This is a genomic window from Pantoea sp. CFCC18177 (assembly GCF_059412425.1).
Genome location: NZ_JBNBPL010000011.1, coordinates 21,676 through 34,181, shown reverse-complemented (window position 1 = coordinate 34,181; position 12,506 = coordinate 21,676). Strand labels below are relative to the sequence as shown.

At 56.9% G+C, this 12,506-nt stretch carries 13 protein-coding genes; 11 read left to right on the top strand and 2 right to left on the bottom strand.

Features of this window, described 5'->3' with window-relative positions; genetic code table 11:
* The first annotated feature begins 2 nt into the window (after positions 1 to 2).
* The 8 genes from lysS (at position 3) to ACPUC8_RS13180 (ending at position 6,948) form a co-directional block, all read left to right on the top strand.
* Entirely contained in the window at positions 3 to 1,523 is a 1,521-nt protein-coding gene (gene lysS, locus ACPUC8_RS13215) for a lysine--tRNA ligase (protein ID WP_039337247.1), read from the top strand.
* Between the two features lie 215 nt (positions 1,524 to 1,738).
* Positions 1,739 to 2,590 carry a MurR/RpiR family transcriptional regulator gene (locus tag ACPUC8_RS13210; protein ID WP_494926471.1) on the top strand — a complete coding sequence of 284 codons (852 nt, stop codon included), beginning with the start codon at positions 1,739 to 1,741 and terminating at the stop codon, positions 2,588 to 2,590.
* Positions 2,591 to 2,841: 251 nt separating this feature from the next.
* A complete protein-coding gene (locus ACPUC8_RS13205) occupies positions 2,842 to 3,678 on the top strand; it encodes a transporter substrate-binding domain-containing protein (protein ID WP_494926470.1) in 837 nt (278 codons plus the stop codon).
* 2 nt (positions 3,679 to 3,680) lie between these two features.
* Positions 3,681 to 4,313 carry a DUF1989 domain-containing protein gene (locus ACPUC8_RS13200; protein WP_494926469.1) on the top strand — a complete coding sequence of 211 codons (633 nt, stop codon included), beginning with the start codon at positions 3,681 to 3,683 and terminating at the stop codon, positions 4,311 to 4,313.
* Positions 4,297 to 4,944, top strand: coding sequence for an urea carboxylase-associated family protein (locus tag ACPUC8_RS13195; protein WP_494926468.1), 648 nt, complete (start codon positions 4,297 to 4,299; stop codon positions 4,942 to 4,944). Before ACPUC8_RS13200 ends, ACPUC8_RS13195 begins: the two co-directional genes overlap by 17 nt.
* Before the next feature lie 3 nt (positions 4,945 to 4,947).
* The gene (locus ACPUC8_RS13190; RefSeq protein ID WP_058969906.1) at positions 4,948 to 5,598 is read left to right on the top strand and encodes an amino acid ABC transporter permease; all 651 of its coding nucleotides are present in this window, start codon (positions 4,948 to 4,950) and stop codon (positions 5,596 to 5,598) included.
* The gene (locus ACPUC8_RS13185) at positions 5,598 to 6,263 is read left to right on the top strand and encodes an amino acid ABC transporter permease (protein ID WP_039337235.1); all 666 of its coding nucleotides are present in this window, start codon (positions 5,598 to 5,600) and stop codon (positions 6,261 to 6,263) included. The genes ACPUC8_RS13190 and ACPUC8_RS13185 overlap by 1 nt, the downstream gene beginning before the upstream one ends.
* A gap of 13 nt (positions 6,264 to 6,276) precedes the next feature.
* A complete protein-coding gene (locus tag ACPUC8_RS13180) occupies positions 6,277 to 6,948 on the top strand; it encodes a DUF1989 domain-containing protein (protein WP_058969905.1) in 672 nt (223 codons plus the stop codon).
* A 598-nt stretch (positions 6,949 to 7,546) separates the two neighbouring features.
* Here ACPUC8_RS13180 and ACPUC8_RS13175 read toward each other — a convergent pair.
* Positions 7,547 to 8,173 carry a hypothetical protein gene (locus tag ACPUC8_RS13175; RefSeq protein ID WP_058969904.1) on the bottom strand — a complete coding sequence of 209 codons (627 nt, stop codon included), beginning with the start codon at positions 8,171 to 8,173 and terminating at the stop codon, positions 7,547 to 7,549.
* A 364-nt stretch (positions 8,174 to 8,537) separates the two neighbouring features.
* On the opposite strand from ACPUC8_RS13175, the gene ACPUC8_RS13170 reads away from it, so the two are divergent.
* The gene (locus ACPUC8_RS13170; RefSeq protein WP_039329020.1) at positions 8,538 to 9,701 is read left to right on the top strand and encodes an MFS transporter; all 1,164 of its coding nucleotides are present in this window, start codon (positions 8,538 to 8,540) and stop codon (positions 9,699 to 9,701) included.
* On the opposite strand, the gene ACPUC8_RS13165 is transcribed toward ACPUC8_RS13170, so the two are convergent.
* Positions 9,698 to 10,618 carry a LysR family transcriptional regulator gene (locus ACPUC8_RS13165; protein WP_494926467.1) on the bottom strand — a complete coding sequence of 307 codons (921 nt, stop codon included), beginning with the start codon at positions 10,616 to 10,618 and terminating at the stop codon, positions 9,698 to 9,700. The genes ACPUC8_RS13170 and ACPUC8_RS13165 overlap by 4 nt on opposite strands.
* Positions 10,619 to 10,727: 109 nt before the next feature.
* On the opposite strand from ACPUC8_RS13165, the gene lysA reads away from it, so the two are divergent.
* Both lysA and ACPUC8_RS13155 read left to right on the top strand, forming a co-directional pair.
* Positions 10,728 to 11,981: a diaminopimelate decarboxylase gene (gene lysA / locus ACPUC8_RS13160; RefSeq protein WP_039329024.1), complete on the top strand. Its 1,254-nt coding sequence runs from the start codon at positions 10,728 to 10,730 to the stop codon at positions 11,979 to 11,981.
* Positions 11,978 to 12,433: a GNAT family N-acetyltransferase gene (locus tag ACPUC8_RS13155; RefSeq protein ID WP_039329026.1), complete on the top strand. Its 456-nt coding sequence runs from the start codon at positions 11,978 to 11,980 to the stop codon at positions 12,431 to 12,433. Before lysA ends, ACPUC8_RS13155 begins: the two co-directional genes overlap by 4 nt.
* The last annotated feature ends 73 nt before the right edge of the window (positions 12,434 to 12,506 follow it).

The window sequence follows — 12,506 nt, the reverse complement described above, 5'->3', positions numbered from 1 at the left end:
ACATGTCTGAACAACAACCGCAGAGCGCTGATGCCGCCCTTGAGTTAAACAACGAACTGAAAGCGCGTCGCGAAAAACTCAGCGCGCTGCGTGAAAAGGGCATCGCGTTTCCCAATGATTTCCGTCGCGATACCACCTCCGATGTGCTGCACGCCAGCTATGACGCCAAAGAAAACGAAGAGCTGGAAGCACTCGGCGTCGAAGTGAGCGTGGCAGGTCGTATGATGACGCGTCGCATCATGGGTAAAGCCTCCTTCGCCACGCTGCAGGATGTCGGTGGCCAGATTCAGATCTACGTTTCACGTGACGATCTGCCAGAAGGCGTTTACAACGAGCAGTTCAAGAAGTGGGATCTTGGGGATATCCTCGGCGCGCGCGGTAAGTTGTTCAAGACCAAAACCGGTGAGTTGTCGATTCACATCACTGAGCTGCGTCTGCTGACTAAAGCATTGCGTCCGCTGCCGGATAAATTCCACGGTCTGGCCGATCAGGAAACCCGTTATCGCCAGCGTTATCTGGATCTGATCTCGAACGACGATTCACGTAACACTTTCAAAGTACGTTCTAAAATCATGGCCGGCATCCGTCAGTTCATGGTCAACCGTGACTTTATGGAAGTGGAAACCCCAATGATGCAGGTGATTCCAGGCGGTGCGTCTGCACGTCCGTTCATCACCCATCACAATGCGCTCGACATCGATATGTACCTGCGTATTGCGCCAGAGCTGTACCTGAAGCGTCTGGTGGTCGGTGGTTTTGATCGCGTATTCGAGATCAACCGTAACTTCCGTAACGAAGGTATTTCGCCACGTCATAACCCAGAGTTCACCATGATGGAACTCTACATGGCGTATGCGGATTACAAAGATCTGATCGAACTGACTGAAAGCCTGTTCCGTACTCTGGCGCAAGACGTGCTGGGCACCACCGAAGTGCCTTACGGTGACCACACCTTCGATTTCGGTAAGCCGTTTGAGAAGCTCACCATGCGTGAAGCGATCAAAAAGTACCGTCCAGAGACTGACCTGAACGATCTGGAAGACTTTGATAAAGCGGTCGCGATTGCGAAGTCGCTGCACATCAAAGTGGAAAAGAGCTGGGGTCTGGGCCGCGTGGTCACTGAGATCTTCGAAGAGACCGCAGAAGCAAGTCTGATTCAGCCGACCTTTATCACTGAATATCCGGCTGAAGTGTCACCGCTGGCGCGTCGTAACGACGAGAACCCAGAAATCACTGACCGCTTTGAGTTCTTCATTGGCGGCCGTGAAATCGGTAACGGCTTCTCCGAGTTGAACGATGCAGAAGATCAGGCTGAGCGATTCCTGCAGCAGGTGAATGCCAAAGATGCTGGCGATGACGAAGCGATGTTCTACGACGAAGATTACGTGACCGCACTGGAGCATGGCCTGCCGCCAACCGCAGGTCTGGGTATCGGTATCGACCGTATGGTGATGCTGTTCACCAACAGCCACACTATCCGTGATGTGATCCTGTTCCCAGCGTTGCGTCCGACCGGTAAATAAAACCGGGTTGCCCTCACCCTAACCCTCTCCCACAAGTGGGAGAGGGGACTGTCCGCAGTTATCTCTGATTCCTGTGCGGTTTTCTCCCTCTCCCTGTGGGAGAGGGCCGGGGTGAGGGCATCAGCACGCACCCTCCTCAACACCCCCAACAAAATTCCTGATGACAACCCGGCACGCTCTGTGCAGGATAGTTTTTTTATTTTCAGGGAATCACCATGAGTGCAAAAGCGGCAACGTTAGAGGGCCGGATACAACAGCACTGGGATCAACTCTCCAGCCATGAACAGCGACTGGCCGACGTGCTGCTGGCCGCACCGGGTCAGTTGGCGATGAACACCGCCACTGAACTGGCGCAGAGCGCGGGGGTCTCCAAGGCCACCACCACGCGTTTCTTCCGCCATCTGGGCTACGAAAGCTACGAAGCGGCACGCCGCCAGGCGCGTGAAATGCAGAGCAGTGGTTCGCCGCTTTATCTGCAAGCCGTACCCACCGCATCACCGCTCGCCAGCATCATGCAGCAGCATCTGGAGCGAGAAATCGCCAATCTGGTCAACAGCTATCGCACGCTGGACAGCGAACAACTGCAGCAGGCGGTGAGCGCGATTGCGCAAGCACGCCGTGTGGTGGTGATGGGCTGGCGTCATAGCCAGACTATCGCACAGCTGATTTACCGCGATCTGGTGCATATCCATGCCGATGTACGGCTGTTACCTCGTCCCGGCGACTCGCTGGCTGAACACCTCGCCGCGCTCAACAAACAAGACGTGGTGATCTGTGTTGGCCTGCGCCGCCGTATGCCTGCGCTGGAAGCGGCGATGAATGCACTGGCTGAGCGTGACGTGCCGATGCTCTACATCGCGGATGTGCTCTCTGGCAAACCCGCGCGCCGCGCGCAGTGGGTGGTACGCTGCCACACTGACAGCAGTTTAATCTTCGACAGCACCGCCGCGCTCTCTGGCGTGTGCAATCTACTCTGTTCACTGGTGGCCCGACAAATGGGCAAAACCAGTAATGACCACCTCGCACAAATCGAAGCGTTGCACCAATCTCTCGACGAACTCGAATAACGCCCCATTCTGGCGCACCTTGCGCCAGAGATTGCCCCAAAAGCGTGCGTGTACGCTGGCGCTCGTTTCTCACATTCTCTCGCCAGTGAAACTGTAGAAACTAAAATTAAATACAAAGAAACATATGTTTCTCACTGATTTTATTCAATAAAGTCTCAACTGGATTGAGTTCATTCCTGAATGGTGAAAAAACTGGCACAAAATATGCTCAGTAGAAAAAGACATTTCACCAACACCAGGGAAACACCATAATGAAAAAAACAGCACTGCTGATCGCCGCACTTCTCTCCGTTGGCACCATGGCACAGGCGCAAGCCGACACCCTGAGTGACATCAAAAGCAGCGGCAAAATCACCGTTGGCATCGATCCAACCTTTCCTCCATACGAATACACCGACGACAAAGGCGAGATCACCGGCTACAGCGTGGCGATCATGCAATCCTTCGCCAAAGATCTCGGTGTAAAAGTTGAGTTTCAAAAAACCGCTTTCAGCGGCATTTTGCCGGGCCTGATCTCCGGCTCGTTCAACGCGGAAGGCTCCTCTCTCAACCTGACGGCTGAACGCGCGAAGAAAGTGCTGTTCACCGTGCCTTACAGCAAAACCGTTAACGGCGTATTGATGCGTGACGATGCGGCGAAAGCGTTCAGCGGCAAAACCCTGACGCCAGAGAGCCTGTCGGGCCTGCGTGGTGCCGTGAAAACTTCCAGCGTGCCTGAGCAGTTGCTGAAAGGGTTCAATGAGCAGCTGAAGAAAGAGGGCAAAAAACCGATCACCATCATCAACGTGGATTCGCTGGACCAGACCGTCAGCACCCTGATGACCAAACGCGCTGACTTCGTCTATGACGATATCTCGGTGCTGGCGCCGGTAGCGAAAAAATACAGCGGCAAAGTAGCACAGGTGGGTGAAGTCGGGCCATCGCAGTGGATGGGTTGGGCAACGCGTAAAGAAGATGGCAGCCTGAACAAAGCCATCAGCGACCATATTCTGGCGATGCAGAAAGACGGTGAGCTGACCAAACTGCAGCAGCAGTATCTCGGCACCACCTTTACCGTTCCCGCCAGCGATTTCATCCCTCAGGAGTAATTATGTGCCAGTGCAACCTGACGGTGCCTGCGGGCCATGGCAAAACCTTCCGCGTGCGTAAGGGCCAGTTTATTACCGTGATTGACAGTGAAGGGCAGCAGGCGGCCGATTTTGTCGCGGTGAATGCCGATGACCTGAACGAAAAGCTGTCGCCGGTGCATACCCGTCAGCATCTGCGTTCGCTGTTCTTCAAGCCGGGCGATGCGCTCTGGTCGAGTGAAAACCGTCCGATGCTGCGCATTCTGGCCGACAGCATCGGCATTCACGATGCCAACGTGCCTGCTTGCGATCGCACCCGTTTTAGCGTCGATTTCGGTGTCGAAGGGCACCGCAACTGCGTGGATAACCTGCTGGAAGGCATGAAAGAATTTGGCGTGACGTATTTCTCACTGCCAGAGCCGTTCAACCTGTTCCAGAACGGCCCGGTCACCGCCGATGGTCGTATGGAAGTGACCGATCCCAACAGTAAAGCCGGCGACAGTATTACTTTTGAAGCGCTGTGCGATCTGATCTGTTCTGTCTCGTCCTGCCCGCAGGACATCATTCCGGGCAACGGTTTGCAGGTTACGCCGATTGATATCGTGGTGAGTGACCATTTTCACGCTGAGGAGATGATTCATGCTGTTAATGCGTGAAAGTTTTGAAGAGACCGCCGAGCGTACGCTGGCACCGTCGGTCACGGTAAAGCCGGGAAGCGTTGGATCGATCAAGGTGCTGCGCGGCCAGTTGCTACGTATCACCGCACAGGGCGATGGAGCAGTGGCCTCACTGTTTGGTTTTAGTCTGGCCGATCCGGCGGTATGGCTGTCGGTACATCACACCCGCGTGTTCAGTAACAGCTATCTGTTGGGTTCTGGCATGCGTCTGGTCAACAACCGTCGCCGTCCGATGATGGTGCTGGGCAAAGACAGCGTGAAACGTCATGACCTGCTGCTGCCAGCCTCAACCTCGGCGTTTCTTGCCGAGCGTGGCTATCAGGGCGAGGGCTGCCTCGAAGCGGTCAGCGCGGAACTGGCGCGATTGGGAATGGCGGTGCCGAAGCTACCGGACCCCATCAACCTGTTTATGCACGTCAAGCTGACGCGTGCGGGTGACTTGCTGCCTGAGCCGAACCTGACCAAAGCCGGTGACAGCATCACCTGTCGTGTGGTGATGGATACCCAGTTCATTGTCTCCTCCTGCAATACCGGCATAGAAGGCAACGATCGTCCGGCACCGCTGCTGCTGTCGGTGGCGGAGAACCTGCACGACTTTAACGCGGAGTAACGCATGGGGCTGGATCAACAGGTAGTGGCCGCGCTGCCGGAACTCGGACACGGCCTGCTGATGACGCTGGTGCTCACCGTACTGGCCTCATTAGTCAGCGTGGTGATGGGGCAGCTCGGCTGCTTCCTGCAACTGCGCCGTGCCTGGATCTGGCGTTTCATCGGTCGGTTATATGTCAGCCTGATGCGCGGGACACCGGCCATCGTGCAGCTGTTTGTGGTGTTTTTCACCTTGCCGCGTTTGGGCTTGGGCGGGCAGCCAATGCTGGCCGCGGTGATCGCCATCGGCCTCAACAGCGGTGCCTATGTGGCGGAGATTTTGCGTGTGAACCGCTCGTTAGTGACGCGAGGCCAGCTCGAAGCGGCGCGTACCCTGGGCTTAAGCCGCTTTATGACCTGGTGGTATGTTATCAATCCGCAGGTGATGCGGGCGAGTCTGCCGATGCTGGTCAATGAGTTCACTATTCTGCTGAAAACCACGCCGCTGGCCTCGGTGGTGGCACTCACTGAGTTGACCTATGCCGGGCAAATTGTCATTGCGCGCACCTATGAGGCTACGCAAGTGCTGTTGCTGGTGGCGGCAGGTTATTTGTTGATAGCCATGCCGTTGATAGCCGCTGCACGGCGTCTGGAAGTGAAACGGAGGAGTGCGTAATGGATTGGCAGGCAATTCTTTCATCACTTCCCTCGCTCGGCGATGGTCTGATCGCCACGCTGCAACTGTGTATCGTTGCCGCGCTCTGCTCACTGGCATGGGGCGGGCTGATGGCGCTGCTGCTGATGCGCGCTTCGCCGTTCTGGCTGCGCTTGCTCAATCTCTACAGTGGGTTAACGCTGGCATTGCCGCTGCTGGTGGTGATCTATCTGCTCTATTTTGTGCTGCCGGAATACGACATCACGCTGTCATCGCCGGTGGTCGGCGTGCTGGCGCTGACGCTCTATTACGCGCCTTATATCGCGCAGGTGATTCGTGCCGCGATTGAAGCCTTGCCGAAAGGGCAGTGGGAAGCGTGTCGGGTGCTGGGTTTGAGCCGCACGGAGCAGTTGCGCGATGTGGTGCTGCCGCAAACCCTGCCGCAGATGCTGTCGCCGCTGGTGGGGTTGATGATCGGTTTGATCAAAGACTCTGCGCTGCTCTCGATTGTCTCGGTGCAGGAATTTATGTACGCCGCGAAGCAGGCGATTTCGGATACCTACGCACCGCTGGAGATCTACCTCACTGTGGCGGTGTGTTACTGGGTGCTCAACAGTCTGATCGACTGGCTGGCGCGCCGCCTTGAATCTCGCATGACGCGCTATCGTCGCGGCATGCAGCATTAATCAGGAGAATATTATGTCGGCTGAATTTCAGCATCGTGAAGTGATCACCATCCCCGCACGCTACGGTAAAGCGGTGCGTTTGAAAAAAGGCGAAGCGGTGCAGGTGATCAACACCCACGGCACCCAGGTGGTGGATTGCTGGGCTTACAACGCGCACGACGTCAGCGAATATATGTGTATGGAAGCCACGCGCGTGTGGAACCAACGGCTGAACCCCAAAGTCGGTGACAGCTTTATCACCAGCCAGCGCCACCCGATTCTGACTTTAGTGGCGGATACTTCACCCGGCGTGCATGACTCTTTTATGGCCGCATGCGATGCGCGTCGATATGAGCTGCTGGGCTGTACGGAGTATCACCGTAACTGCCACGATAACCTGTTCGAGGGCATGCGCGAATTGGGCGTGGATTTACCGCACGGCAATCTGGCGTCATTGAATATTTTCATGAATATTCAGGTGCAGCCGGATGGCATCACCCTGAAAACCTTGCCGGTAGTGACCAAGCCGGGCGACTACATTGTGCTGCGCGCTGAGATGGATTGCTTTGTGGCGTTTTCTGCGTGTCCGCAGGATATTGTGAGTATTCAGGGGCAGGGCGATAACACCCCGCGCGATGCCGAGTTGCGCATTCTGACCGCAGGTTTCCCGCAGGTGCAGCTGCAAGGGGCGTGGGTGCCCGCGTAATGCTTGTCAGTCAAGCGACTGACGATAACGCCGTCTGGGGCCGCACCGGGGCTGGCGGTCCTCGCGCCGCTACGCGGTGCCTTCACTTCACTCGTCTGCCTTAACGGACCGGTGCCGATGGAACATCCATGTTCCAGCGCCACCTTTCGCCCGCGTCCTGCGGGCTCTCCTGGCATACTCGCTCAGCTCAGCGCTGCGGAATGCCAGCCCCGGTGCGGCCCCAGCCAGCTCATGAGCTTCAGTGCGTGTTGTTAAAAAGGGCACATTGCCTGAGGCTATGACGCCTCTGCTGCCCCCTCAGGGTTATCCGCAGCGCTGAGACTTTTACGTTGGGCCAGGAGCCCCACGCGGGGAGGCGTGGGGCAGTTCGCGGCCGACCATGGATGGTCATCCGCGAACGGTCCGTACGGCACGACGTGGAAGTCGAAGGTACCGCTTTAGCGGCGCGAGGACGGCCCAGAGGGGGCAGTAGTGGCGGCAGAGCCCGCACTGAATTGAATGGCAGCAGCCTGAGTTCCTAACTGACGAGCATTACGCCATTTAGGCGACCTTATTAATGACCGCATAGCTCAGGTGAGAGTGTAAGATCGCACCGAACTCAAGACTTCACCACCCCATCCAGCCACGCCTGAAAGCGCGCATAGGGCACATATAGCGCGACATCTTTGTACAATGTCTTACCCGTCTTGTTGTCATCAATCTGGCTGCTGTAACCGACAATCACACCCGCTAAGGTATCGTCGCTGGCGTTATACACCGCGCCGCCAGACATGCCTTTCACCACGCCCGCATTGGCGGCAACCACCACGCAACTCGGTTTATTCCAGTCATTCGCCAGGGTGGTATTAATCAAATTCTTGCCGCTGGAGGCTACCGGCATGGCAGAGATAAAGCTGTAACCGTAGAGATTCACATTGTCGCCAATATGGCTGTTGCGGAAGGGCGGGGGCAGGTTGGTTTCGCTGTTTTTGTGGTACACCACGGCGATATCGCACTCCGGATGCCAGGCTTTTACCCGGTACATCGAGTATTTCGCCACGTGCGCCGCCGTCAGGCTGTATTCGGGGGTCAGAGGGATGGTGGTGCCCAGCGCACCAATACCCAGCACGGTAGGAATGCCGGTCACGGTCATATCGACGCGTTTAGCCGCTTCTGAGCTGTATTCATAATGCCCAACCGAGCAGCCGCTTAAGCAACTTACTGTCAGTGCGATCAGCCATCGCATAGGTCTTTCCCCCTGCATTTTTGCCACCACATTACCGGGCAATCCATTGGGGTATCGGCAATGCGCGCGCATCCTTTACTGATTGATTTCTCGCCAAAAGCTGAGCCGCTGTGACAGCGATCACATCTGTATCAAGCGTAGCGCGAAAAGTGCGATCTGTCTCAGTGGTCAGGTGAGGTCACTTTTTCACGTGGGGATTATTGCGTTGCAAGCAAAAATGCCTTGCAGCACACAGGCTGGTTGAGCCGCCAAGGCTGTGCTTTAATCGGAATGTGACGCAGTTCAAATATTATTAAGCGTCAGCTGTCACCGTCCTGCATTCGCAGTGCGGCCCGCCTGCATAATTATTTTAGGAGAGAGTGTTATGCCTGTTGCATTACTGGCGCTGGCGCTGAGTGCGTTCGCCATCGGCACCACGGAGTTCGTCATTATGGGATTACTGCCGGAAGTGGCGGGCGATCTGCAGGTGTCGATTCCTTCAGCAGGATGGCTGATCAGCGGGTACGCGCTGGGTGTGGCCATCGGTGCACCGATTATGGCGCTGTTGACCGCCAAACTGCCGCGTAAACGCACGCTAATTCTGCTGATGATCATCTTCATCATCGGTAACGTACTCTGTGCGCTGGCTTACACCTACAACCTGTTAATGCTGGCGCGCGTGGTGACTGCACTCTGCCATGGAGCCTTCTTCGGTATCGGTTCGGTGGTGGCGGCGAGCTTGGTGGCACCCAGCCGTCAGGCCTCTGCGGTGGCGCTGATGTTCACCGGCTTAACCCTGGCAAACGTGCTGGGCGTGCCGCTCGGTACCTGGTTTGGTCAGCTGTTCGGCTGGCGCGCCACCTTCTGGGGCGTCGCGATTATCGGTATCCTCGCCTTTATCGCCTTGATCGTCAGTCTCCCGACCAACAAAGAAGAGAAACCGGTACATCTGGCCAGTGAAGTGAGTGCGCTCGCCAACGGCAAACTGTGGCTTTCATTGCTGATGACGGTGTTCTTCGCGGCTGCGATGTTTGCCCTGTTCAGCTACATTGCGCCCCTGTTGTTGCAGGTGACGGGGATTACCGATCGTGGCGTGAGCTGGACGCTGTTCCTGATTGGTGCGGGCTTAACCGTGGGCAATATTCTGGGCGGTAAACTGGCCGACTGGAAAGTCTCCTTCAGCCTGATCCTGAGCTTTGTGCTGATCGCCGTCTTCTCGCTGCTGTTCAGCTGGACCAGCCATGCACTGTGGCTGGCCGAAATCACCCTGTTCCTGTGGGCGATGGCGACTTTTGCCACCGTGCCAGGTTTGCAGATTAACGTGGTGCGCCACGGTAAAGAGGCACCGAACCTGGTCTCTACCCTGAACATCTCGGCGTTCAACGTCGGGAACGCGCTCGGTGCCTGGGTCGGTGGTGCGGTGATTGATAAAGGTTACGGCCTGACCGCTGTGCCGGTGGCGGCGGCTGCGCTGGCGGTGGTCGGGCTGGTGATCTGCCTGATCACCTTCCGCAAGTCGGGCGGGCAGGGCGAAGCGGTACGCGCTTAAACCAGACGATCGGCAATGCGTTGGGTAAAGGTGGCCACCTGCTGCTGCAGGTGGTCGCAGAAGTGATCAACCAGTGCCGATGCGGGACGATGTTGCGGCCGCACCAGGCTGACGGTGAACGGCACGGCAACGCTGAAGCGTCGCATCACTACCCCGCTGTCGGCGTAATCCAGCGCCGTCAGCGGGTTCACAATCGAAATCCCCACCCCCGCCCGCACCATGGCGCACACCGACGCGGCACTGTGCGTTTCCAGCACTAAACGACGCTCAACCTCTTGCTCATGAAACAGCGAATCCAGTAACTGACGATAGCTGTCACTGCGCGACAGGCTGACGTAATTTTCCCCGTGGAAATCCTGTGGCGTCAGGACGTCACGCTGGCACAACGGATGCTGCGGCGGCAACACGCACACTTCATCGCAGGTCAGCAGCGGCAGACGATCAGTGCCTGCGGGCGCGTGTTGGGTTTCGGTCAGGCCGAGATCGTAGCGTTGCGCCGACAGCCACTCTTCCAGCAGCGGTGACTCCTGCGGAATGATGTTCAAACTCACCTGTGGATAGCGTTGCAGGAAAGGTTGTAACAACGGTGGCAGCAGTGACTGGGAAAACACCGGCAGACAGGCAATCGACAGTTCGCCCTGACGAAACTGGCGCAGCCCTTCCGCCGCATCCATGATGCGGTCCAGTCCATACCACGAACGCTGCACCTCTTCGTACAGCCGTAAGCCTTGTACTGTCGGTTGTAAACGCCCACGCACCCGTTCAAACAGCTGTAAGCCTAGCTGTTGTTCCAGCCTTGCAAGCTCGCGGCTGACCGTGGGCTGCGAGGTATGCAGCAGCGTAGCCGCCTGCGTCAGGTTACCGCTGGTCATCACCGCATGGAAAATTTCGATATGTCGCCAGTTAATTTTTGCCATCAGTTCCTCCGCCCATCCATATCATATTTGTATAGATGTCACTAAAACAGATATTTTTATGAATCGATGTGCTGTGGCTAAATAGTCGCAAAGACACAGGAGAATTGAGATGCCACGTCCACTGAACAACACTGAAACGGCGCTGACTGCCGCCAACTTACTGCCGCTGGCCCAGCGCTATGCAGGTCCCTTCTGGGCTTACGATGCCGCGATTATCCAGCAGCGTATCGCGCAGCTCAGCGCTTTTGACGTGGTGCGTTTTGCGCAGAAAGCCTGCTCCAACATCCATATTCTGCGTTTGATGCGTGCTGCAGGTGTAAAGGTTGATTCAGTTTCGCTGGGTGAAATTGAGCGCGCGCTGGCCGCCGGCTTCCAGCCGGGTGGCGAGGATATCGTCTTCACCGCAGACGTACTGGATGAACCTACGCTGGCACGTATCGCCGAACTGAAAGTGCCGGTCAATGCCGGATCGGTGGATATGCTGCATCAGCTCGGTGCGGTGTCCGCAGGACACAAAGTGTGGCTGCGTATTAATCCGGGCTTCGGTCACGGTCACAGCCAGAAAACCAACACCGGCGGTGAGAACAGCAAGCACGGCATCTGGCACAGCGATCTGCCGCTGGCGCTGGCCGCGATTCAGCAGCACGGCTTGAAATTAGTTGGCCTGCATATGCATATCGGTTCCGGCGTGGATTATGGCCACTTGCAGCAGGTGTGTGACGCGATGGTCGATCAAGTGGTGGCCTTTGGTCAGGACCTGGAAGCAATCTCTGCCGGTGGTGGGTTATCGATTCCGTACCGTTTCGGCGAAGAAGCCATTGATACGCAGCACTATTTCGGTCTGTGGAACGGTGCGCGCGAACGTATTGCGGCGCATTTGGGCCATCCGGTGAAACTGGAAATCGAACCCGGCCGTTTCCTGGTCGCAGAGTCAGGTGTGCTGGTGTCACAGGTGCGTGCGGTGAAAGAGATGGGCAGCCGCCACTTTGTGCTGGTGGATGCGGGCTTCAGCGATTTGATGCGTCCGTCGATGTACGGCAGCTATCACCACATCTCCGTGCTACCAACTGATGGCCGTGCGTTGAGCGATGCGACGGTAGATTCGGTAGTGGCGGGTCCTCTGTGTGAATCGGGTGATGTGTTTACCCAGTTGGAAGGCGGCAAAGTCGAGACACGCGCACTGCCTGCTACCCAGGTGGGAGATTACCTGGTGTTCCACGATACCGGCGCGTACGGTGCATCCATGTCATCTAACTACAACAGCCGCCCGTTGATCCCGGAAGTGCTGTTTGAGAATGGCACGCCACGTGAGATCCGTCGTGCGCAGACCATTCAGGAGCTGCTGGCGCTGGAGCTGATGTGATCAAGATTGTCGCGCTCAGCGAGGTGCCACATCACGCCAGTCACATCACCGACTGGCTGTGGCAGGCGTTTGGCGAAGGGACCTCGCGCGAGTTTTATCACAGCATTGTGCGTAGTAGCCTGAATGGTGCCGACTATCCAGTGACCTTTGTGGCACTGGATGGTGATGTGCCTTTGGGCACGGTTGGGTTCTGGCGCTGCGATTTGATCAGCCGTCAGGATCTTTACCCCTGGGTTGCCGCGCTCTATGTCGATGAACCTGCGCGCGGTCAGGGATTGAGTGAAGCACTGCAGCAGCATGTGATTGATTTTGCCCGCCAGCGCGGGCATGAGAAGTTATGGCTGTGGTCAACCTTTGGCGGCTACTACGAGCGCTTTGGCTGGGATTATCAGTGTGACGCGCTGGAGTTCCCGGACGTGCGGGTGAAGGTGTATTCGCAGGATTTGGCGTAGAGCGGTAGCGGCGCGAGGACGGCCCAGAGGGGGCAGTAGTGGCGGCAGAGCCCGCACAGAGAAGACAGGCCAC

Coding starts and splice junctions, on each gene's coding strand:
- ACPUC8_RS13165 (WP_494926467.1), bottom strand. CDS start 10,618: ATGGCAAAAATTAACTGGCGACATATCGAAATTTTCCATGCGGTGATG.
- ACPUC8_RS13190 (WP_058969906.1), top strand. CDS start 4,948: ATGGGGCTGGATCAACAGGTAGTGGCCGCGCTGCCGGAACTCGGACAC.
- ACPUC8_RS13205 (WP_494926470.1), top strand. CDS start 2,842: ATGAAAAAAACAGCACTGCTGATCGCCGCACTTCTCTCCGTTGGCACC.
- ACPUC8_RS13200 (WP_494926469.1), top strand. CDS start 3,681: ATGTGCCAGTGCAACCTGACGGTGCCTGCGGGCCATGGCAAAACCTTC.
- ACPUC8_RS13175 (WP_058969904.1), bottom strand. CDS start 8,173: ATGCGATGGCTGATCGCACTGACAGTAAGTTGCTTAAGCGGCTGCTCG.
- lysS (WP_039337247.1), top strand. CDS start 3: ATGTCTGAACAACAACCGCAGAGCGCTGATGCCGCCCTTGAGTTAAAC.
- ACPUC8_RS13180 (WP_058969905.1), top strand. CDS start 6,277: ATGTCGGCTGAATTTCAGCATCGTGAAGTGATCACCATCCCCGCACGC.
- ACPUC8_RS13195 (WP_494926468.1), top strand. CDS start 4,297: ATGCTGTTAATGCGTGAAAGTTTTGAAGAGACCGCCGAGCGTACGCTG.
- lysA (WP_039329024.1), top strand. CDS start 10,728: ATGCCACGTCCACTGAACAACACTGAAACGGCGCTGACTGCCGCCAAC.
- ACPUC8_RS13185 (WP_039337235.1), top strand. CDS start 5,598: ATGGATTGGCAGGCAATTCTTTCATCACTTCCCTCGCTCGGCGATGGT.
- ACPUC8_RS13210 (WP_494926471.1), top strand. CDS start 1,739: ATGAGTGCAAAAGCGGCAACGTTAGAGGGCCGGATACAACAGCACTGG.
- ACPUC8_RS13170 (WP_039329020.1), top strand. CDS start 8,538: ATGCCTGTTGCATTACTGGCGCTGGCGCTGAGTGCGTTCGCCATCGGC.